The 22,919-nt window shown below is 45.9% G+C and carries 13 protein-coding genes, 6 tRNA genes and 3 rRNA genes; 18 read left to right on the forward strand and 4 right to left on the reverse strand.

What is annotated here, in order from left to right; genetic code table 11:
* Window positions 1–2: 2 nt before the first annotated feature.
* Together ACBP55_RS04115 and ACBP55_RS04120 are read right to left on the reverse strand one after the other, a co-directional pair.
* Window positions 3–749 (reverse strand): YqcI/YcgG family protein, encoded by a 747-nt coding sequence (locus tag ACBP55_RS04115; RefSeq protein ID WP_464649945.1) that lies wholly within the window; start codon window positions 747–749, stop codon window positions 3–5.
* A 64-nt stretch (window positions 750–813) separates the two neighbouring features.
* Entirely contained in the window at window positions 814–1,407 is a 594-nt protein-coding gene (locus ACBP55_RS04120; protein ID WP_464649946.1) for a DUF1989 domain-containing protein, read from the reverse strand.
* A 170-nt stretch (window positions 1,408–1,577) separates the two neighbouring features.
* Here ACBP55_RS04120 and ACBP55_RS04125 point away from each other — a divergent pair, with 170 nt between their 5' ends.
* From ACBP55_RS04125 to ACBP55_RS04205, 17 genes are all read left to right on the forward strand, one after another.
* Window positions 1,578–2,645, forward strand: a complete 1,068-nt coding sequence (locus ACBP55_RS04125; protein ID WP_464649948.1) for an FUSC family protein — start codon at window positions 1,578–1,580, stop codon at window positions 2,643–2,645.
* 421 nt (window positions 2,646–3,066) lie between these two features.
* Window positions 3,067–4,608, forward strand: a 16S ribosomal RNA gene (locus tag ACBP55_RS04130).
* 199 nt (window positions 4,609–4,807) lie between these two features.
* Window positions 4,808–7,722, forward strand: a 23S ribosomal RNA gene (locus ACBP55_RS04135).
* 131 nt (window positions 7,723–7,853) lie between these two features.
* Window positions 7,854–7,970: ribosomal RNA gene (rrf, locus tag ACBP55_RS04140) — 5S ribosomal RNA — on the forward strand.
* The 16S, 23S and 5S rRNA genes sit together here with 6 tRNA genes alongside, the layout of an rRNA operon.
* A gap of 50 nt (window positions 7,971–8,020) precedes the next feature.
* Window positions 8,021–8,097 (forward strand) — tRNA-Met (locus tag ACBP55_RS04145).
* Between the two features lie 7 nt (window positions 8,098–8,104).
* Window positions 8,105–8,180: transfer RNA gene (locus tag ACBP55_RS04150), tRNA-Lys, on the forward strand.
* Window positions 8,181–8,237: 57 nt separating this feature from the next.
* Window positions 8,238–8,317: transfer RNA gene (locus tag ACBP55_RS04155), tRNA-Leu, on the forward strand.
* A gap of 43 nt (window positions 8,318–8,360) precedes the next feature.
* Window positions 8,361–8,435, forward strand: a tRNA-Gly gene (locus tag ACBP55_RS04160).
* A gap of 9 nt (window positions 8,436–8,444) precedes the next feature.
* Window positions 8,445–8,521, forward strand: a tRNA-Arg gene (locus tag ACBP55_RS04165).
* A 26-nt stretch (window positions 8,522–8,547) separates the two neighbouring features.
* Window positions 8,548–8,621: transfer RNA gene (locus ACBP55_RS04170), tRNA-Pro, on the forward strand.
* 315 nt (window positions 8,622–8,936) lie between these two features.
* The gene (locus ACBP55_RS04175; protein ID WP_464649950.1) at window positions 8,937–10,763 is read left to right on the forward strand and encodes a carboxypeptidase-like regulatory domain-containing protein; all 1,827 of its coding nucleotides are present in this window, start codon (window positions 8,937–8,939) and stop codon (window positions 10,761–10,763) included.
* 273 nt (window positions 10,764–11,036) lie between these two features.
* A complete protein-coding gene (locus tag ACBP55_RS04180) occupies window positions 11,037–12,074 on the forward strand; it encodes an HD-GYP domain-containing protein (RefSeq protein ID WP_464649952.1) in 1,038 nt (345 codons plus the stop codon).
* A complete protein-coding gene (locus ACBP55_RS04185; protein ID WP_029197699.1) occupies window positions 12,067–13,014 on the forward strand; it encodes a GGDEF domain-containing response regulator in 948 nt (315 codons plus the stop codon). The genes ACBP55_RS04180 and ACBP55_RS04185 overlap by 8 nt, the downstream gene beginning before the upstream one ends.
* Window positions 13,015–13,042: 28 nt before the next feature.
* Window positions 13,043–14,836 carry a GAF domain-containing sensor histidine kinase gene (locus tag ACBP55_RS04190; RefSeq protein WP_464649955.1) on the forward strand — a complete coding sequence of 598 codons (1,794 nt, stop codon included), beginning with the start codon at window positions 13,043–13,045 and terminating at the stop codon, window positions 14,834–14,836.
* Window positions 14,837–14,841: 5 nt separating this feature from the next.
* Complete coding sequence (locus ACBP55_RS04195) at window positions 14,842–16,500, forward strand: thiamine pyrophosphate-binding protein (RefSeq protein ID WP_464649957.1); 1,659 nt, start codon at window positions 14,842–14,844, stop codon at window positions 16,498–16,500.
* A 152-nt stretch (window positions 16,501–16,652) separates the two neighbouring features.
* Window positions 16,653–17,531: an aldo/keto reductase gene (locus ACBP55_RS04200; RefSeq protein WP_464649959.1), complete on the forward strand. Its 879-nt coding sequence runs from the start codon at window positions 16,653–16,655 to the stop codon at window positions 17,529–17,531.
* Between the two features lie 153 nt (window positions 17,532–17,684).
* A complete protein-coding gene (locus tag ACBP55_RS04205) occupies window positions 17,685–19,673 on the forward strand; it encodes a transglycosylase domain-containing protein (protein WP_464649961.1) in 1,989 nt (662 codons plus the stop codon).
* A 363-nt stretch (window positions 19,674–20,036) separates the two neighbouring features.
* Here ACBP55_RS04205 and ACBP55_RS04210 read toward each other — a convergent pair whose 3' ends face one another.
* A complete protein-coding gene (locus ACBP55_RS04210) occupies window positions 20,037–21,113 on the reverse strand; it encodes a hypothetical protein (protein WP_464649963.1) in 1,077 nt (358 codons plus the stop codon).
* Between the two features lie 221 nt (window positions 21,114–21,334).
* Here ACBP55_RS04210 and ACBP55_RS04215 point away from each other — a divergent pair, with 221 nt between their 5' ends.
* Entirely contained in the window at window positions 21,335–21,814 is a 480-nt protein-coding gene (locus tag ACBP55_RS04215) for a hypothetical protein (protein ID WP_464649965.1), read from the forward strand.
* 36 nt (window positions 21,815–21,850) lie between these two features.
* Here the strand turns inward: ACBP55_RS04215 and hprK are convergent, their stop codons facing one another.
* Complete coding sequence (gene hprK / locus ACBP55_RS04220; protein ID WP_464649967.1) at window positions 21,851–22,765, reverse strand: HPr(Ser) kinase/phosphatase; 915 nt, start codon at window positions 22,763–22,765, stop codon at window positions 21,851–21,853.
* Window positions 22,766–22,919: the final 154 nt, after the last annotated feature.

The raw sequence follows: 22,919 nt of genomic DNA on the forward strand, positions 1-22,919 counted from the left end.
CTTTAAACTTTTTTTATCATTGAAGCGAAAGGGCATTGAGAAGCGACACTCTCATCATCACGCAAAAAATACTGCTCCCACTCTAGATTATCGGATTGGCCGTACCATTTCAAAGAGGGATGCGCGGGAACACCATCGTACTCGACTAACTTCTGACGAATCAACTTTTTCATATTACGGCCAAAAGGGGTCGAATCGTTGATTTCTTCGAACACCCACCGGGGCTGGAATGTGATGAGGAAACATGGAGTCCGTCGGCTCTTCCGAATCTCATGCGCAGGAGTCCCGCAAAAAGCGAAATACGGATGCCCGTCAAAACAGAACTCCCAAGAAGGATGGGAAGGATCAGACGAAATATGGGAAGGCCATGGGGCCTGATCTATAGCGCTTACCCGGCTTAAAATAGACCAAAACAGTTGTTCATACATATCTATAGAAAAGCCGTTGGCTAGTTCGTCAGGTGTATTAAAAAAAATGACTAGAGAAGCATATTTACCCGTTTCACGCGAACAATCTCCGTATTGCTGCAAGAGCTTTGCGACATTATTGATGGCTTCTTCAGATGTAGGATCTGCAGCAAATCCGAAACGAAGACTATTAGAGATATAACCAAGACGCCCGGGTATGCAAGGGTACATCTGGTCTGGATCATTAATCATTTGACCAAATTTGTGAAAAGCATCCTGCTGCCATTCCGGCAGATCCGCTTGATGATCCTCAAGCCAGTCTTTGGAGACTAATTTAACCATGTCAACACCCTCCCTCATCCATTCGGAGCATACTATGCGATGGGTGAAAAATGGGTGAATGTCTCTAGTTTCTAATTTCCACATCAATAGGTGTGCAAACATATCCATTGCAGGCGCTTTCTGAACAGGGACAAGCAGATACCGCCACGAATAGGTTCGTCTCTGCACGAAGCTCAACATAGTCGCCAGCTCTGGATAGCGGCCGTTCTATCTTGATTTGTCCAGAAGGCTGAATAACCGTGTTCATAAAGAAGTTCAACGAATAGTATTGATCCGGAATAGGAATGTTGAACTGAGCAAGAGCTTGATTCAAATTATGATAGCAGCTCGCATGGTTTTGTTTATCGTATAGCAATTCATACATTTCAGGGCGGCAGGGGGAGTTAATGAAATCATGCTGCCCTACGGTATCAGCCACAACGGAGAGTAGCGGGCTATAGGTATTGGAATAGAGAAGATCTCCAGGTTTTATCTTCATCGTACGCAGCACATCCATAGTAACACCTGGATCCAGACGCACACTGGTATCGTCGGCACGATAAGCAACAAAGTCGGCAATTTGCTCACCCATTACATCTGTTATACGGACAACTTGCCCTTTTTCCAGCATAAAACCAAGCCCTTGCGTAGAGGGAATTCGCCATTTTTGTTTGATCATTGGGGTCCTCCTGCAGCATTGGAATTTATCTTTACAGTATGGCTGCTCGAAGGAGGTATCATTCAAGCGGAACTTGCCCAGTGGTTCCCTCTAAAACACATCTTTGCATCCATATCCGTACCTGTGTAAGATAATACTGAATATGATTTTTGTGGATGAGGTGGGGTTTCATGGTTTTCGGTGCGCGCGTGTGGAAGACGGGGATTGCTGTAGCATTAGCCTTATACATAAGTGCTTGGCTCAATTTCTCTCCTCCTGTTATTGCGGCAGTAGCGGCAATTTTTGCTATGCAGCCTTCGATCTACCGATCTTGGCGCTATTTCCTAGAGCAGCTGCAGACGAATATTCTAGGCGCGGCATTGGCATTACTTGCGGGTATGTTTTTTTCTAATAATGTGATTGCTATTGGAATTGTATGTATTATTGTTATCATCATAAGTTTAAGAGTGGGCATGGAGGAAACGATCGGTCTTACCTTAGTCACCGTTGTAGCGGTCATGGAGGCTTCAGGAGAGTTGCAATTTGCCATCAATCGATTGCTGCTGAGTTTGATTGGAATCGGTTGTGCATTCGTAGTGAATGTCCTTTTCTTTCCACCTAAGCCCAAAGAGCAATTCGCCGCACAGATTCGTACTATTTTTGCCAAAATGTCGCTCCTCCTTCGCACGGTTATCTCTAATGAAATGAAAGAGACCGTATTCCGTGAGGAAAAAGAAAGCCTGCGCAGCAGCTTGAAGTCTTTGTCGGATAAGTACAGGCTCATGGAAGAAGAGATTAAGAAAATCAAGGGAAGCGGGTTAAATCGCATTCGTGAACTCGTTGTTTACAAGCAGAAGCTTCTCGTGATGTACAAAGGGCTTGAGGTTCTCGAAGCCGTGGATGAGCACTATTTTCAAACGTCCCGTACAGAGGCAATCGATGACTATTTCGATGATCATTTGGAAAAGCTAATAAAGTTCCACGAGCACGTTCTGTTGAAATTCGATGATAAGCTCAAGGATGACTGCTCGGAGGGTTTGGAAATGGAAGCAGAGAACGAGCGCTTCATGACAGTACTCATCGACCGTTATCATAAGCAGCCGAAAGGAATGCTGCGATTGTCAGTAGTGGCTGCGGCTATGTATGATTATGGTCATCAAATAACGCGGTTGGATAAGCTTGTGGAGCATGATCATCGCGGAGAAACTGAAGAGAGGGAACCCCTTGATTTATTGCTCAAAAGCATTAGGTTAAAATGATAAATAGATTTGGACACCTTTTCATAAAATAGTCATACTGAACCTTTCGGTTGTCAGACGTTCGGACACCTCGAAAGGTTCCTTCATAAAATAATGATTAAAGGTTGCTTTACGAAATCGTATGTGCTATATTATGATTCTTGTTCCAAACGGACAAGCAAGGCAATCGATTATTATTAATGAGTCTGAACGTGTTGAACATCTTCACGAATGGATAAATAAAAATAAAAGCTTGCAAATGAAATTTCAATATGGTATATTACTTCTCGCTGCTTCGGTAACACGGCAGAGAACGAAAGAAATTGATCTTTGAAAACTGAACAACGAGTGAGTAAGCACGAACGAGAAATCGTTCAAAAAAGAGATTGCAAAATCTCGCTAGCAACGCAAATGAGCAATTAAGCTTTCAAATAGTTTTACTATTATGGAGAGTTTGATCCTGGCTCAGGACGAACGCTGGCGGCGTGCCTAATACATGCAAGTCGAGCGGGTTTACCCTTCGGGGTAAGCTAGCGGCGGACGGGTGAGTAACACGTAGGTAACCTGCCTATAAGATCGGGATAACTATCGGAAACGATAGCTAAGACCGGATAATTGGTTTTCTCGCATGAGAGAACTATGAAACACGGAGCAATCTGTGGCTTATAGATGGGCCTGCGGCGCATTAGCTAGTTGGTAGGGTAACGGCCTACCAAGGCGACGATGCGTAGCCGACCTGAGAGGGTGAACGGCCACACTGGGACTGAGACACGGCCCAGACTCCTACGGGAGGCAGCAGTAGGGAATCTTCCGCAATGGACGCAAGTCTGACGGAGCAACGCCGCGTGAGTGATGAAGGTTTTCGGATCGTAAAGCTCTGTTGCCCTAGACGAACAGCAAGAGGAGTAACTGCCTTTTGTGTGACGGTATAGGAGAAGAAAGCCCCGGCTAACTACGTGCCAGCAGCCGCGGTAATACGTAGGGGGCAAGCGTTGTCCGGAATTATTGGGCGTAAAGCGCGCGCAGGCGGTTAATTAAGTTGGGTGTTTAAGCCCGGGGCTCAACCCCGGTTCGCATCCAAAACTGGTTGACTTGAGTGTAGGAGAGGAAAGTGGAATTCCACGTGTAGCGGTGAAATGCGTAGAGATGTGGAGGAACACCAGTGGCGAAGGCGACTTTCTGGCCTATAACTGACGCTGAGGCGCGAAAGCGTGGGGAGCAAACAGGATTAGATACCCTGGTAGTCCACGCCGTAAACGATGCATACTAGGTGTTGGGGATTCGATTCCTCGGTGCCGAAGTTAACACAGTAAGTATGCCGCCTGGGGAGTACGCTCGCAAGAGTGAAACTCAAAGGAATTGACGGGGACCCGCACAAGCAGTGGAGTATGTGGTTTAATTCGAAGCAACGCGAAGAACCTTACCAGGTCTTGACATCTGGGTGTAAGCACTAGAGATAGTGCCCCTCTTCGGAGCACCCAAGACAGGTGGTGCATGGTTGTCGTCAGCTCGTGTCGTGAGATGTTGGGTTAAGTCCCGCAACGAGCGCAACCCTTGATCTTAGTTGCCAGCACTTTGGGTGGGCACTCTAAGATGACTGCCGGTGACAAACCGGAGGAAGGTGGGGATGACGTCAAATCATCATGCCCCTTATGACCTGGGCTACACACGTACTACAATGGTCGGTACAACGGGAAGCGAAGCCGCGAGGTGGAGCCAATCCTTATAAGCCGATCTCAGTTCGGATTGCAGGCTGCAACTCGCCTGCATGAAGTCGGAATTGCTAGTAATCGCGGATCAGCATGCCGCGGTGAATACGTTCCCGGGTCTTGTACACACCGCCCGTCACACCACGAGAGTTTACAACACCCGAAGTCGGTGGGGTAACCCGCAAGGGAGCCAGCCGCCGAAGGTGGGGTAGATGATTGGGGTGAAGTCGTAACAAGGTAGCCGTATCGGAAGGTGCGGCTGGATCACCTCCTTTCTATGGAGACTCGGGTCTGATAGACCCAGTCAAGTATCTTCGGATACAAAATCGCTTACTCACTCGTGTTCAGTTTTGAAGGATGAATTTACCTTCAACTACTTGTTCCTTGAAAACTAGATAACGAAACAAACGTAAAGTAAGAACTTAGGTTGCTTGATTCTAACGAATCTTGCAAAATTCTTTAAATGTTTTTCTAGGTTAAGCTAGAAAGAGCACACGGAGGATGCCTAGGCACTAGGAGCCGAAGAAGGACGTGGCGAACGACGAAATGCCTCGGGGAGCCGTAAGCAGGCTTTGATCCGGGGATGTCCGAATGGGGGAACCCAGCTGTGGTAATGCGCAGTTACTCTAAAGTGAATACATAGCTTTAGTAGAGGCATACCCAGGGAACTGAAACATCTAAGTACCTGGAGGAAAAGAAAACAAAAGTGATTCCGTCAGTAGCGGCGAGCGAAAGCGGAATAGCCCAAACCAAGGAGCTTGCTCCTTGGGGTTGTAGGACCTCGATATGGGGTTAGTTCGGTAGGCGAAGTGATCTGGAAAGGTTCGGCATAGAAGGTAAAAGCCCTGTAGCCAAAATCGAACGAATCCCCTAGAGGTATCCTGAGTACGGCGGGTCACGTGAAACCCCGTCGGAATCCGGCAGGACCATCTGCCAAGGCTAAATACTCCCTAGTGACCGATAGTGAAGCAGTACCGTGAGGGAAAGGTGAAAAGCACCGCGGAAGCGGAGTGAAAAAGAACCTGAAACCGTGTGCTTACAAAAAGTCAGAGCACTCTATATGTGTGATGGCGTGCCTTTTGTAGAATGAACCGGCGAGTTACGTTCCCGTGCGAGGTTAAGTTGAAAAGACGGAGCCGCAGCGAAAGCGAGTCTGAATAGGGCGCTTTAGTACGTGGACGTAGACCCGAAACCGTGTGATCTACCCCTGTCCAGGGTGAAGGTGAGGTAACACTCACTGGAGGCCCGAACCCACGCATGTTGAAAAATGCGGGGATGAGGTGGGGGTAGCGGAGAAATTCCAATCGAACTCGGAGATAGCTGGTTCTCCCCGAAATAGCTTTAGGGCTAGCCTCGGATGTTGAGTTGTGGAGGTAAAGCACTGATTGGGTGCGGGGCCCGCCAAGGGTTACCAAGTCCAGTCAAACTCTGAATGCCACAAACTTAAATCCGGGAGTCAGACAGTGAGTGCTAAGATCCATTGTCAAAAGGGAAACAGCCCAGACCATCAGCTAAGGTCCCCAAGTGTGTGTTAAGTGGGAAAGGATGTGGAGTTGCACAGACAACCAGGATGTTGGCTTAGAAGCAGCCACCATTGAAAGAGTGCGTAATAGCTCACTGGTCGAGTGACTCTGCGCCGAAAATGTAACGGGGCTAAACACGTCACCGAAGCTATGGCTTGCACTATGTGCATGGGTAGGGGAGCGTTGTATGTACGTTGAATTCTGACCGTAAGGACAGGTGGAGCGCATACAAGTGAGAATGCCGGTATAAGTAACGAAAAGATCAGTGAGAATCTGATCCGCCGAAAACCTAAGGGTTCCTGAGGAAGGCTCGTCCGCTCAGGGTAAGTCGGGACCTAAGGCGAGGCCGAAAGGCGTAGTCGATGGACAACAGGTGGAAATTCCTGTACCACCGTAGCCGTTATGAGCGATGGAGTGACGCAGAAGGATAGTGACGCGAGCTGATGGATGCTCGTCCAAGCAGTGAGGCTGATGTGTAGGCAAATCCGCACATCGTAAGGCTGGGCTGTGATGGGGAGGGAAACTTTAAGTACCGAAGGTCATGAGTTCACACTGCCAAGAAAAGCTTCTAGCCAGGCGAAGGTGCCCGTACCGCAAACCGACACAGGTGGGTGAGAAGAGAATTCTAAGGCGCGCGGAAGAACTCTCGTTAAGGAACTCGGCAAAATGACCCCGTAACTTCGGGAGAAGGGGTGCCTCGGTAGGGTGAATAGCCCGAGGGGGCCGCAGTGAAAAGGCCCAAGCGACTGTTTAGCAAAAACACAGGTCTGTGCGAAGCCGCAAGGCGAAGTATACGGGCTGACGCCTGCCCGGTGCTGGAAGGTTAAGAGGAGTGGTTAGGGGCAACCCGAAGCTATGAATTGAAGCCCCAGTAAACGGCGGCCGTAACTATAACGGTCCTAAGGTAGCGAAATTCCTTGTCAGGTAAATTCTGACCCGCACGAATGGCGTAACGACTTGGGCGCTGTCTCAACGAGAGATCCGGTGAAATTTTAATACCTGTGAAGATGCAGGTTACCCGCGACAAGACGGAAAGACCCCATGGAGCTTTACTGCAGCTTGATATTGGACTTTGGTACGATCTGTACAGGATAGGTGGGAGCCTTTGAAACCTGAGCGCCAGCTTGGGTGGAGGCGCCGTTGGGATACCACCCTGATCGTATCGGAGTTCTAACCTGGTACCGTGATCCGGTATGGGGACAGTGTCAGGTGGGCAGTTTGACTGGGGCGGTCGCCTCCTAAAATGTAACGGAGGCGTTTAAAGGTTCCCTCAGAATGGTTGGAAATCATTCGCAGAGTGCAAAGGCATAAGGGAGCTTGACTGCGAGACCTACAAGTCGAGCAGGGACGAAAGTCGGACTTAGTGATCCGGTGGTACCGAATGGAAGGGCCATCGCTCAACGGATAAAAGCTACCCTGGGGATAACAGGCTTATCTCCCCCAAGAGTCCACATCGACGGGGAGGTTTGGCACCTCGATGTCGGCTCATCGCATCCTGGGGCTGAAGTAGGTCCCAAGGGTTGGGCTGTTCGCCCATTAAAGCGGTACGCGAGCTGGGTTCAGAACGTCGTGAGACAGTTCGGTCCCTATCTGTCGCGGGCGTAGGAAATTTGAGAGGAGCTGTCCTTAGTACGAGAGGACCGGGATGGACGTACCGCTGGTGTACCAGTTGTCTCGCCAGAGGCATCGCTGGGTAGCTATGTACGGAGGGGATAAGCGCTGAAAGCATCTAAGCGCGAAGCCCCCCTCAAGATGAGATTTCCCAGTATGTAAGACCCCTTGTAGACGACGAGGTTGATAGGTTCGAGGTGGAAGTGCAGCAATGTATGCAGCTGACGAATACTAATCGGTCGAGGGCTTAACCAATTCCCAACCAAGTGAAGATAAGCTTAGTAGCGAATTCCGAATACTTGATTGGGGCCCAGAAAACCTAAGCAATTCAAACCTTTACGCAAGTTTCGTATCTAGTTTTCAAGGCGCAAACCACGCTTTGACTGTTTGGTGATGATGGCGGAGGGGACCCACGCGTTCCCATCTCGAACACGACCGTTAAGCCCTCCAGCGTCGATGGTACTTGAACCGCAGGGTTCTGGGAGAGTAGAACGTTGCCAAGCAGTACCCGCAAGGGTATTAGCAATAATGTAGGGATCACATCTAACTATGACGCGGGGTGGAGCAGCCCGGTAGCTCGTCGGGCTCATAACCCGAAGGCCGCAGGTTCAAATCCTGCCCCCGCAACCAATGATGCGAGTCATTAGCTCAGTTGGTAGAGCACCTGACTTTTAATCAGGGTGTCGTAGGTTCGAATCCTACATGACTCACCATATATATGGATCTTTGGTCGTAGACCAAAGTCTCTCATATAGCCTTATTTACAGCATGCGCGTATGGCGGAATTGGCAGACGCACTAGACTTAGGATCTAGCGGGTGACCGTGGGGGTTCAAGTCCCTCTACGCGCATCAATCATCCCCAAGTCGTACTATACGCCTTGGGGATCCCTATGCGGAAGTGGCTCAGCGGTAGAGCATCGCCTTGCCAAGGCGAGGGTCGCGGGTTCGATCCCCGTCTTCCGCTCCATTTTATTAAGCGCCCTTAGCTCAGCTGGATAGAGTATTTGACTACGAATCAAAAGGTCGGGAGTTCGAATCTCTCAGGGCGCGCCATTTTTTTTAGAAATTCATAGTAGTTTCGGGATGTAGCTCAGCTTGGTAGAGCACCTGCTTTGGGAGCAGGGGGTCGCATGTTCAAATCGTGTCATCCCGATCATAGTAAAGCATAATCTAGTAGTGAGTTCACTGCTAGATTATGCTTTTTTTGTTGGCGGAGCTCTGCTGGGAGCGGCATTTTGAATGACAGTGGATACCGTTAAGGAAGTGAAGATGACATTTTCAGTGTGGATGAAGGCGATCAAGACTCACTTTCGAGGAATTGAGTTTATTGAATATACCCAAATGAAAACCTCTTTCTCATTTGTTCATTAACTGAGAAAGAGGTTATTTTTACCTATACAAATAGAGGATAATGTCAGATCATGTCGAATGAAATATGAACAGATTATTGGTTTAAGGGGAGAGTTAGATGAAAGTAAGTCATCCAAAATGGATTGCAGCTTTGATTATTACAATCGTATTGTTGCTAACGTTACCTAATCTTGATAAGGTCTCTGCTGCGGTTTTGCCGGGTGTCACAGGTATTTCAGATGCTTCTATTGAAGTCAACATAAAAAATACAGAGTCACAACCAATTAGCTCAGCTAAGGTTCTTGTTACCTCTCCGAATTTACCGTTTCCATTACGAATTCAGCTAGACGGAAACGGTCATGGCAAACTAGAAAATTTATCAGTCGCAAATTATAACATCTACGTCTCAGCTCCTGGATATTTCGATGATACGTATATCGGCGGTCAAGTTAGTAGTAACTACCAGCATGACGTGACGTTGGGTCATAACAACGGTCAAGTTGGAATAACGAATTATTTTTATTTCGACCCCTTTGAATACTCTTCTTTAGATCAAATTAAAGGGACTGTCTATTGGAGCACATACGGTACAATCCCAACGGATAGCCAAATAAATATTAATTTCTTTGATAGCAATAACACGGTAATTAGTAATGTTTACTCTGGTATTAATCCTCAAGCTAATATTTATACGTTGCCAGTTGGGAAATCCATCCCAGTGGGAGCGACAAGAATAGGTTTGGAGTTGAAGTCGGAATCCTCTGTCTTGGCTCAAGTAACAAGTCCAATATGGAAATCGTCCATGTATGCGCCTGGTCAATTACTCTTCAAAGATACCAATCCGGTCGGCGGAATTATTGATGGAGTGCTGAATTGGACTGGTTCTATGAATGAATCTCAAGTTACAGGGTACCGTGTATACTATCGTACAAAGAATGCATCAAATATATACCATCATTTGGGTGTTGTCGAAAAGAGGGCGGATAAAGCTTATCAGTTTACTTTGCCAACGCTGCCAACAGATGTCGCAGAAATCGGCGTAGTCGTAAATAACAGCATTGGAGAAGAACCTGGAAGTTGGCCCATTGTATCCATATATGATAATCGTTTATCAGATCCCTTAACATCTGTCTCTACAACATCGAATTTACCTGTTCCGAGAATTTCCGAAGGGCAACTGTATTACCCGCAAGCAGGGAAAATAGGTGGTTGGCTAAGATGGGAAGTATCATCAAACAGTAATATACTCCTTCAACTAGCTGGTCAAACGATTTATTTTAGCGATGCATATGGAACGAAATTACAATTGATCGGTACTGCCTTGGAACCTCGTATAGAAAACAATAATATAATGAATTACAACGGTTTAAATATTAATGAGCCTATCACAATCCCGAATGGCGCAACTCAGATTGCGATATACTCTGTTCTAGACAATGGCAAAGAGAATGACATACCTGCCTATTATCCGCTTCCCCCAACGATTCAATTTACAGATTGGGACGAGCACTACCGTAGTATCCGTGGACATATCACTTGGAATCAGGATAACGATGAGACGAACATAAAGGCTTATTATGCTTATTTTACAGGGTATAATGTGAGTTCCGTTGAAATAGGCCATGTAACAAAAGGGGCACCATGGAGGTTATCTATCCCTACGTCTCTAACGATTCCGCAAGGAGCAAATTTTATATCCATCTTTACAATGGACTATAATAATCACTTGTCACCTTATGGCACACCGGTCTATATTCAAGACAATTATTCTTCTTATCAGGTACAAAATGCGCTTAAACAAAATTACTTCACAGGAATTACAGCAATCGACATCAAGCAGATTCTACTAACTCTCAGCAATCCGTCCAACCCCTTCTCCCAAATTAGTAAAGAGGACACACAGGTCTTGTTATCACTCATTAAGCCGATTATGTCAGCTAACTAGAACTTTATGACTATGTAAGGTCAGCCTATTTCATAGAAATAGACTGGCCTTTTTCCTTTTTTTGCAGGAAAACTTCGCAAGTGATCTGACAGGAATCGAGAGAAAAATCCAAGAAATTAACAAAAAGCGAGCAATTTTATTACGATTGGAGTAAAAAAATATTAAAATAATGGAAAATATTATTTATAATAGAGGAGAATCTCCTTATTAAGAAGAACTAGTACTACTTATATAGTTGGGGAAGTTTACTTGAGAAGAATAAGAGGTACATCTATGCAGAATTCATTGTTTTTTAAAAATGTGATAAATTCTGATTCCATCTTCGAATCGATTGGACAATTGAGTGATATCGCCAAGAAAACAATTGGCTGCGAGCATATCTCTCTCTTTCTTATAGACGAGAAACATCAGAGCACCCCAGCATCTTATTCGGTTAATATTAGTACCGCAGTCATGGAACAGTTACAACAAATTGTGCTCCAAACGCAGTTTTTTTTCCAAAATCCAGATGGTATACGTTTGTCTGTACATAAGGCAGAAGGACATATAAAAAAATATCTTATCATGAGTAAATACGAGTGTATATACGGTTTTCATATAAAACATGGTCCTTCATACGGGGCATTAATGTTTTCATTTCCTTCTGATATTCAACTTACGGAGGATCAATTGCATCTGTGCAACCTCATTAAATTGCATATGGAGCAATTGATAAAAAAGATTCAATTCCGGAGACAAGTACTGAAACAGAAAGCCTACGAGAATCTTTTTAATACGTTGAGGGTTAAAGATAGCTTTACGGTTGATCATTGTTATAATGTTGCTTTCTACTCTACTTTGCTTGGAGCGAAAGCGGGTGTAAGCGAGACTGAACTGGAACGACTGAAGTTAGGGGCTCTTTTGCATGACATTGGTAAAATAGCAATTCCCGATCATATTCTAATGAAACCTGGGCGGTTATCGGATGAAGAATTTAGCGTCATTCGCCAGCATCCTGTAATCGGCTATGAGCTGTTAAAAGATTTGCCGGATGTTGAGCACCTTCTGCCAATTGTAAAATGGCATCATGAACGCATGGATGGGAGAGGATATCCAGACAATCTGCAGGGTGAAGAGATTCCCTTGCTTGTACGCATTGTAAGTATTGCAGATGCATTTGATGCAATGACTTCTACGAGAGTTTACCGAGATTCGCTGCACGTGCATGAAGTCAGGGAACAACTTCTTATTCACGCAGGCAAGCAGTTTGATGAGGAATTGGTGCGAATTTTCTTAAGTATCATCGATGAGCAGATGCAAATGAATGGATAATAACTTATCAACAGGCAACTATTTTAGGAATGAAAGCTGGGATAGATTAATGAAATGTCGCATTCTTATCGTCGATGACGAACCCCATAATTTAAATATACTCCGTATATTTTTAAATTCGTTACATTATGAAATCATCACGGTTGAGGATGGTAAAGAGGCTTTCTCGATGGTCAAAGAGACGGCACCTGATCTTATTTTACTTGATGTAATGATGCCTGAAGTGACTGGATTTGAAATATGCAAACAATTAACAGCCGAAAGCGACTTTGATATTCCGATTATTTTCTTGTCAGCAAATGCGCAAAAGGAAGACATTTTGCAAGGACTACGATTAGGAGCCATTGATTATTTGACCAAGCCATTCGATCTGGATGTGTTGGAACGAAAGGTTGAAATTGCGCTCCACCAAAAAGCGAAGGTTAAGAACCTGAAGAAAGACAATAAACAATTAGCCAAATTGGTGTATGTGGACGCACTAACTGGTTTATATAATCGAGCGTACTTGGACATTACCATTCGGATGATTAAAGAGGGAACCAAGAAATTTCAAGCCGCTATGATGGTCGATATGGATTATTTTAAGGACATTAATGATAACTATGGTCATTTGGTTGGGGATCAAGTCTTGAGAGAAGTGGCAACGATCATATCGTCGAAAATTTCTTGCGAGCATGATTTAGCCTTTCGGTATGGCGGGGATGAGTACTTGGTCCTACTCCAAAATGAAGTGAACTGTGTCGAAATTGCAGACAGCATTATTAAGGCTGTGGACGGTTTGAAGGTTAGCCTGGCACCGCATAAATCACAGGAATTTTCAGTGAGCATTGGGTTGACGAATAATTTCGACCCTACCTCGTTTGATCAAATCATTATGCAAGCTGATTCTGCACTTCTTGGGGCAAAGAACAATGGAAGACATCAAATAAAGATTCGCTAATAAAAAGGGGAATGGGTGGGGCATGGTCATGGAATTGAAAAGTTTTCAAAAGTTATTTCAAATGACGAAGGTCATTAATTCTCAGTTTGAAATGTCAGAAATCCTGCAAGTCTTCGTTGACGCGATAGCAGGAGAGATTACGCAAGCAGATCTTGTTGGTTTTTTCTTGAAACAGCCGGATGGCACTTTTCAAGGATATAAAGGCAATAAATTGCCTGTGGATATTACTGAGCTGCTCATTGATCCTAGAGAAGATGAGTTTGTTAGGGATATTTTACGCAATCAAGCTAGCGACTATATCTCGGATACGAGTGTTGATCTAAGATTGGATCAGTCCAAGAGACAATTGTTAAAAATTAAATCAATCCTCGGCATTCCCGTCATTGTTGAAAATGACGTGTTTGGGCTTGTCTTCGTTCACGATTTCGGAAAGCCGATGAATATTACCCAAGAGCAGATGGAAGTTACGGAAGCTTTTGTTAACATGGCTAGTGTAGCGATTCGCAATATCCGTATGTTCGAACAACGGCAGCTTCTGATGGAGAAGCAGCAGCTTCTTCTCGACGCGACGAAGGCTTTGTCGGAGTCATTGTCGGTCAAAGATGTTCTGAACACTTTTTTCTATTACATGCGTAAAGCTAGTGGGTCTAAGGATATCGGGATTCATCTATATAATGAAAAAGAGCATACGATTGAACCCTACCAATTGTCTTCTGAGAATGTAACGGTTGACGAATGGAAGGTTAAGCATAGAGAAGTCAAGTTAACGATTGAAAATGACCGCCTTTTGTATGAAGTCATTACTCAGAAGAAATCAGCGGCAATCGAGGATGTCTATGCGGATCCGCGGCCTAATCATAAAGCGTTCGTCTCTTTTGATATTCGGAGTATTATGGTGTTTCCGCTCGTTGCCAAAGGCTCCGTTTATGGTGTCGTGGCGATTCCTTCAATCGGGAAACCGAGGAAGTATGAAGCGAGCATATTAGAATTCTGCCAATCGATTTCTGATGCTACAGCAACCGCGCTTTCGAATGCCCAGCATACGGAAACATTGGATCACTCCGTCAATGAGCGTTCCATAGAGCTGCAGCACGCTAACTTCAAGTTAGAGGGTCTAGTACGAGAGCTAGAGCATCTAAATGAGTTGAAAAGTGATTTCATCGCGACACTTTCGCATGAGCTGCGTACGCCAATTACTGCGGTTAAAGGGTCCGTAGATATCCTTAGCAAAGGGATTCTCGGTGGTCTCAACGATTCGCAGAAGGACTTACTGGATATTGCGTCCAAGTCGATCGAGCGTTTGCTGGATCAAGTGAATGAATTGCTGGATTTTGCTAAAATGGAAAACGGTAAATTTGAATTGGTGTATACGGAAGCTGATTTCAAAGAAATCATCAAGGAATCTGTTACTATCGTACAGTCTCTGATCAATAAGAAGAAGCTGATTCTGGTTGTTGAGTCAGACGCCGAAACGGATACGGTTGTAAGCGTTGATAAACAACGCATTCTGCAAATTCTATTGAATTTACTTTCCAATGCGATTAAATTTACACCTCCTATGGGTGTGATAACAATTAAAACGATTTTCGAAGAAACGGTTCTTACGGTTGAAGTCCATGATAGTGGCATTGGCATCCCTTATGAGAAGCAGAAAAATATTTTCACGAAATTTTATCAAGCCAATAATCAAATTAACGGGACAGGCCTAGGTCTTGCGATTTCAAAACAGCTGATCGAACTGCATGGCGGTCGGATTTGGTTTGAGAGCACGGAAGGTCAAGGTTCGGTATTCAAATTTACTTTACCTAAAGGAAGGGAGTAACCAATATGCGGGCGATTGAAGTAGGATTGAGATTTTTAGTGCAGCAAGGTGTGCGCTATGTGTTCGGTATTCCAGCAGGCTCAATCAATGCGATCTATGACGCCCTTTTGGACATTCCTGAGCTTGAGCCGATTGTAGCTAAGCATGAGAACAGCTCCGGTTACATGGCAGGTGCTTATACAAGAATTACCGGTCTTCCATCGATTTGCGTGGCATCAAGCGGACCGGGAGCGACGAACCTCGTGACTCCGGCTGCGAATGCTTGGAAGCAGAAGCTTCCTGTCATATTCATTACTGGCTCTGTACCATCAGGCAAAATGGGCAAGGGGGGCGCGCAAGAGCTGTATGCGGAGCCGATCTTTGCATCGATTACGAAGATGAGCCGTACGGTTCTTGACCCTAATCAACTGCCGGAGATTCTGGCAGAGGCCTATCACACGGCGATTAGCGGCGTGCCAGGTCCTGTGCATTTGGCGATTCCTATTGATATCCAAATGACGGATATAGGCGTAAGAGAGCTTCCAGCGTTACCTCCAGTGCAGCAGCCTACAATGGATTTGGCAGCAGCTCAGGCGGCTGCTGAGCGGATCCAAGCAGCTGGTCTACGTGGTGCGATTTTGTTGGGTAATGGCGCTAAGGCATCCTCTGACAGCATCGTACAGTTGGCTGAAACACTTGCGTGGAAAGTGGCAACCACACCACGCGGTAAGGGAGCCTTTCCCGAAAATCACCCGCTTTCCTTAGGGATTTATGGCTTATCAGCGAATATCAAAGCGAGTGATTATTTGAACAGTAATGATCATGAGGTACTGCTGATCATCGGTTCAAGCTTAGGCGAGCTAGCAACAAGCAACTGGGAACCGCGATTGGTTGCGGGTAGAGAGCTCATTCACATCGATTACGATCAAAATGAATTAGGTAAGTGCTACGAAACCCAGTATCCTGTACTTGGTGAAATAAAGCTTGTCATTGCTGAATTGTTAGAGCAGCTTTCGACTGATGGACAAGATAAATCGTATGCAAGCGAGGTATTCCAAGGGCTAGGCGAAGCAGCGGCAGTTTCCGAACAAGGCGAAGAGAAATGGAATACGTTATCGGCGATCCGTCGTCTCAGTGCAACAGCACCGAAGAATGCTCGATTCTTCCTAGATATCGGTGAATTCATGACCTATTCGATCCAAAACATATTGATCGAGAGCGGACAAGAGTTCGATATTGATATCAATTTCGGAGGCATGGGCTCTGGAATCGGAGGCTCATTAGGAGCTCAATTGGCGGAACCGACGCGACCGACGATCTGTATTACAGGCGATGGCTGTTTCTTCATGCATGGTCTCGAAGTGCTAACTGCTAAGGAATATAATCTTCCGATCCTATTTGTCGTCATTAACAATGCCCGTCTCGGGATGGTCTATCATGGACACATGCTGCAATACAAAAGGTGTCTGGAGGACTTCTCGCAAGAGAGAGTTAGTATTGCGGGTGTTGCCCAATCGCTTGGCTTGCGTCATGCCGAGGTTAGATCGCTGGATCAACTACAAGGAGAGCACGTGCAAGAGTGGCTTTCTCATGGAGGTCCTGTGGTTGTTGAAGTTATTGTGGATGGCAACGAAATTCCGCCAATGGGTGAACGAGTTAAGTTCTTGCAGGGGGCAACGTATTAAGGGACATACTTTGAGGGATGAGTAAAAAGTTTTTGGATGCTTGTATCCAAAAGCTTTTTTTTTGCATCATGGTTGGGTGAAGCCTGTATTTTTGGCCTCGTACATGTTATGGTGAGGAAGAGTAAGAACATTAAGGAAGGAGCACTTCATTCATGTTGAAACGAACCATAGGTCGTTTGAATTACGAAAGCTCAGTCGTTATGTTTGGTGCAGCAAGTCTCGGAAATGTGACGCAAGAGGAAGCCGATGCATCCATTTCTTTTGCCTTGCAGCATGGGGTTAACCATTTTGATACCGCTGCCAGTTATGGGGATGCCGAAGTACGTATGGGTCCTATGATCAGTCAAATTCGCAAGGATATTTTCCTAGCTACGAAAACAGGGCAAAGAACGAAGAAGGAAGCGAAAGAAGAAATTTATCGCTCTCTGGAACGGATGCGGGTTGATTCTGTAGATTTACTTCAACTGCATGCGGTAGGCTCTTTGGAGGAGTTAGACCGCTGCACGGGTAAGGGCGGTTCACTGGAGGCAGCCCTTGAAGCGCAAGCTGAAGGTATTGTTAAGGAGATTGGGATAACTGGACATGGGCATGATGCACCAACGGTACATTTGGAAGCGTTACATAGATTTCCTTTCGCAACCGTGCTCCTGCCTCTCAATTATTATATGTATAGTTTGCCGGAGTATCGGGAAGCTTTCGATGCACTCATGGAGGAAGCGAATAAGCAAAATACGGCTGTAAGGGTCATCAAAGCGATCGCTAAGGCACCATGGGCGGAAGGGGAGAAGCGTTCTTACTCGACCTGGTATGAACCTTTTGACCAACAGCAGATTATTGATGCTTGTGTGCATTTTGTGTTGTCGTTCCCTGGTGTGAGCGGATTCGCAAGCGCAGGAGACATCCATTTGTTTCCTAAAATCGTCGATGCCGTGGAACGATATGGTTCCATGAACGATGAGGAAGCGGAGCGTATCCTGAGCAGTATCAGCGGATACACCAGTATTTTCGGAGCGCCGACCTCAATCGCTTAACAAATCATATATTTTAAATGATGGGCCCTTCAGTTGTTAATGTACTGGAGGGCTTTTTTACGTCGTTTATGGGTAAGGGTTCCTTTCCCTCGTGCGTCGCTAACTGAAAGAATCCTGCGAATATATATAAGCGTACGTAAGGAGGAAGGTAAGATGTTTAAATCATTTTGGAAGAAGAAAAGGTTTTGGCAAATTTGCAGCGGTATTGTGCTAACTGGATGTGTGATCGTATTCGTTGCATGCTATTCCTACATTCGTGGGCTTGATGTATCGAAGTTAAACCAGCCGCTGCCAGAGGCAACACTTGTGCTGGACAAATACGGTAAACCGGCTTCGCAGCTATCAGCTTCAAAAATTGAGCCTGTCCAGTTTTCACAATTGCCGAAGGTGTTAACGGATGCGGTTGTGGCTGTGGAAGATAAGAGATTCTATGAGCACACGGGTATCGATATGAGATCAATCTTCCGTGCAGTCGCTCGTGATGTGCTGCGAGGCAGCTATTCGGAAGGAGCCAGTACGATCACGCAGCAGCTGGCTCGTAATCTGTTTCTCAATGCAGACAAAACACTGGGCCGAAAGCTCAGAGAAGCCGCATATGCGATAAAAATAGATACAACCTACAGTAAAAATGAAATTCTGGAGTTGTACTTAAACAGCATTTATTTCGGGGAAGGCAGCTGGGGGGTACAGGGGGCGGCTAGAACGTATTTTAATAAAAATGTGAAGGATCTAACCTTGCCTGAGGCAGCCGTTCTTGCCGCTCTTCCTAAGGCTCCTAGCCGGTACTCCCCTTTCCAGGATGAAGGTCAGGCACTCGAGCGAAGGAATACTGTGCTTGTATTGATGCGTGATGAAGGTAAAATCACTGAGCAGGACTACGAGAAAGCCAAATCTTCACCGCTTGGTGTCGTTAAGTCCGATAAAGGCAACGACTTGAAGGGACGCTATCCGGCTTATGTTGATGCAGTCATTAATGAAGCTGTTCATGAGTATGGTTTTACAGAAGAACAGCTGCTGACGGGGGGCTTGCGAATCACGACGGAGCTAGACCCCTTGGTGCAGAATGCTGTTGCGGATGTTTTTAAAGACGAGAGTCTATTTCCGGAAAGCAAACCAGATCAGCTCATTCAAAGCGGCGCTGCCATTGTAGATCAGCGAACTGGCGGGATTCGTGCCCTAGCTGGAGGACGAGGAGAAGGCGTCTTCCGTGGGTTCAGTCGTGCAACGCAGTTAAAGAGACAGCCAGGCTCATCTTTTAAGCCGATTGTTGTCTATGGACCCGCGTTGGACAGCGGTTATAAGCCATCTTCCATCTTATTTGATGGCCCCTTAAACATCGAAGGCTACCAGCCACAAGATTGGGATCATCGGACAAGAGGACAGGTGACGATGCAGGAGGCGGTTGTTTCTTCTTGGAACGTGCCGGCTGTGTGGCTGCTTCACGAGATAGGGATTGATCGTGGACTCCAATTTGCTAAATCCCTGGGCATATCTTTACCAGCTCAGGATCGTCAGCTTGGCATTGCACTTGGCGGACTCTCTGAAGGGGTATCACCGCTGCAGATGGCACAAGCATTCAGCGCCTTCGCCGCCAAGGGGGTTCTGCATCCAGCGCATACGATCATGAAGATCGAAACGAGCAGCGGTCATTTGCTCGTTGGGGCAAGCCCGAAGGGGACTCCCGTGATGCAGCCGGAAACAGCCTATGCGATGACTACCATGCTGCAAGTGGCTGTTGCGCAGGGGACAGGCAAGAATGCCGCTATGAATCGCCCCGTTGCTGGTAAGTCGGGCACAACGCAGCTGCCGCAGACGAAGGAATTCGAAGGTTTAAGCAGCGGAAGCGCTAAAGATGCGTGGTTCGTTGGTTACACTCCAGAGCTGACGGCTGCGGTGTGGGTGGGTTATGACCGGACGGATAAAGAGCATTACTTAACGACATCCGGCGGTGCTGTCCCTGCTGTTTTGTTTCGCGAGATGATGAGCAGGGCCTTGGCCCAAGCACCTATTGTTCCTTTTGATATGCCGATTGTGGGGGCTGGGACCTTAACGACGGAGGAATCGAGTTCATCGGACTCTTCTAATGTGATCGACGAGGTAGTGAAACGTGAGCACGGACATGGCAAAGGGAAGAAAAGATAAAGATAAAGATAAAGATAAAGATAAAACAGCAAAAAGCCGTCGAATCCTTCATGGATATCGGCGGCTTTTATTGTGATGGCTTTGGAGCTGCCTTTCAGATGAGAAGAGGCTGCTTGAGCCTTCTACGGAATGAGAAGCTGCAAAAAGTGCATCATTTTTACGTGTAAGCTCAGGAAAAGCAGGTAGTTGCTGCAAAAAGTGCATCAAAAATTTCCGTTATGGGCTCAATGAGCTATTGAGACTTAAATTTGATGCACTTTTTGCAGGATAAGTTGGAAAGGAACCCTTCCGCCACAATTTTGATGTATGTTTAGCATCTTCTATCGGGAGCGGTGATCGTTACCAGCGTGACGGTGTTAAAAGCTAGTCATCATTGTGGTTGCTGCGGTTCTGCTTTTCACTCTTTTTGCGATCATCATTTTTTCTTGAATTTTCATTGTTACCATGGGCTTTGGATTTAGAGTTGTTAATTTCTTTGTTGTCATTTTCTTTGTTGTAATTATTGTTGTTGTTGTTGTTGTTGTTGTTGTTGTTGTTTTCGACTTTGTTTTTGCTATTGTCGTCTTTTTTTGTATCTTTGTTCTTATCCTCATTTTCATTTTTATCTTCATCTTGTTGTGCAGTTTCACCCTCATGGGAATCCTGCTGTTTTAACGTGTTGTTGGGCGCTTGCACTTGCTCCCATTTCGTTTTCAGATGGACATTTAGTTTGCTAGCATCCAAGTTATAGTGCTCGGCAAGCAGTTGTGTTAAGGCCTGCTCAGCATTAGAAGATTTGAGGTCGATGGAAGCTAGGAGCATTTTGATCCAAGCGGCTGCTTGGTCCCCTTTGAGATGAATCGTACCGCTATTTTCAGGCTTAATATTCAAATCATACAAGGTACCCTTTGCACCATTGGTTTGGGTAATATGCAGTTTGAAATGCTTGCCATCCACCTTCAGATCGATGTCCTCCAAGTTAGGATAAACCTCATTGTTCTGGGAAGGCGGTTGTGTGCTAGGTACAGGTTGATTTGGCACAGCTGCTGCAGCTTGCCCGCTCGTTGCTGACGGTGCTGGTGTCGACGTAGGCTCAGGGGTCACAGGTGTCGCTGGTACAGCTTCAGTCACTGGAGCTCCAGCTCCAGTTGAGGTCGCTTTTACATAGGCAGCCTGCTGCTTGCTATTGACGATTAATTCGATCTGATCCCCAGGCTTTAAATCAGCCAGTTGGGCCTTTTGATCATTACGGTAAACCCACACGGATTTCGCCAAAGCGATAGTTTGATCACCGGTATTAGTGTTTACAATGACAGCATCCGAAGTGATGGATTTAAATGTCCCCAGGACGGAAGTCGAAGTCGATGTGTTAGGTGAAGTCGCCGCATAGGCCGTCCACCCACAAAGCATCAAAACGACTAGGGTAATAGAAAGTATCGTGATTGTTAATCTTTTGCGCATAAGAAGCACCTCCAGTAACAGCTTTCGATTCGAAAGGTTGTTTTGGGACGGTACCCCGCATTGTCGAAAAGCCAATAACAGAGCTGACCGAGCCTAAACCATACATAAAGTACACAAGATAAGGAAATGGTAAAATCAGCTAAACCGCAGGGGAGGTTGTCCACATACTAAATAAATTGCTGCTTTGGTCAGGATTTGTGCTGCCCTGGTTATCTTTATTTTTGATGAAGAAGCAAAGTATTCACAGGTATATGCCTGTCTGTATTTTCTCGGTTCTGTTGGTCACGATCGTGTATGAGATTGGCTATACATATAAGTGGTGGATATTAATAGATGCCATTGTTCCATGGGGCCATGTGACAAATACAGCCTTTGCCTATGGGATTTTTCTTGTCGGAACGATGTGGGTTTTTCACTTTACATTTGGTCGGTTTTGGTTATATATTGTTGCTAATCTGGTGTTAGATGCCTTTTATGCCTTTGTTTTTCATCGGATTGAGGAAAAGCTTGGCATAGCGGACCTTATCAGTCTGAAACATTATCACATACTTCTCCTAATGGTGGGACTTTCACTCATCCTGTATCCGTATCAGCTATGGCAAGAACGAGCATGGAAAAATCTGGACAGCAGTGACCACGATGATATCACGATAAGGATCAATACCCCGACTTGGTTAACGAAAAGAGAAAAAGCTAAATGAAGAAGCCGCCTCGTCCTAGGATGGGGGCGGCTTCTTTTAATCGTTGTCATTTTGCAGACGCTGCATGAATTCCTCGGCAGCACGGTACCCTTGCTGACGCAAATACCAGTTGTTAGCCGCGGCTTCAACGAGTCCGGCAACATCACGTCCAGGCTGAAGTTGGATTTCAATGTGTGGAATTTTAATATCCATATACTCGGTGAAACAGGGTTCAAGCTCCAAATCGTTGTTGAGCGCGTCCTCCTGCCACTTCGTAAGCTCAATATCGAGCACGATCCGCGTTTCGTCCTGAAAAGCTTTGCGGCCGTAAAGCCGCGAGACGTTAATCAGTCCGATGCTGCGCAGCGCCAGGAATTCCTTCGTTTTCCCATTGTGGGTACCGAGCAGGGTTTCGGGGCTGATTTTCTTCAGTACGACAATATCATCGGCAACAAGGCGATGCCCTCTGCGAATTAACGTATGGGCAGTTTCGCTCTTGCCAACCCCTGACTTACCGCGAAGCAGAATGCCAATCCCCGAGACATTGACGCAAACACCGTGAACGGCAATCTCCTGAGCGAGCGATTTACTCAAATACAAATCCACTAAGTCCTGAAACTTACTCGTAGGGGAAGCCGTACGGAGGAGCGGGATTTTCTCTTCTTCGCAATATTTGGTTAAATATTTCAAACCTTCCTGGTCTCTCGTCACGACGAAACAAGGCGGGTGATATTTGACAATATTACCGATATGAAGATTTCTTTCATTCTCGCTGAGACTGTGCAAATAGGTAATTTCTTTCCTGCCTAAAAGCTGAACGTGAGCTTGCGGGAAATATTCAAAATAGCCGACAAATTCAAGTCCCGGGCGATGTGCCTTTGTTTTGGTAATCGGACGGTGCAGTTCCGAATGTTCGGCAAGTACTTCGAGCGAGAAACGCTCAACCAAATCTTTCACTGTGACGGGCTTCACAACAGTCCTCCTTAAAGTTTTACTTTACTATATGAGTTGATATTGACAGTCTATCCTTAGTAGATTCGCTTGCGAAGGGCTACTATCCTGCTATGAAAGCGCTTGAAAATAATCGCCAGCTTTTCATTGCAATTAAATGCTTTGTTGATATGAT

Source organism: Paenibacillus sp. WG02 (assembly GCF_055396115.1).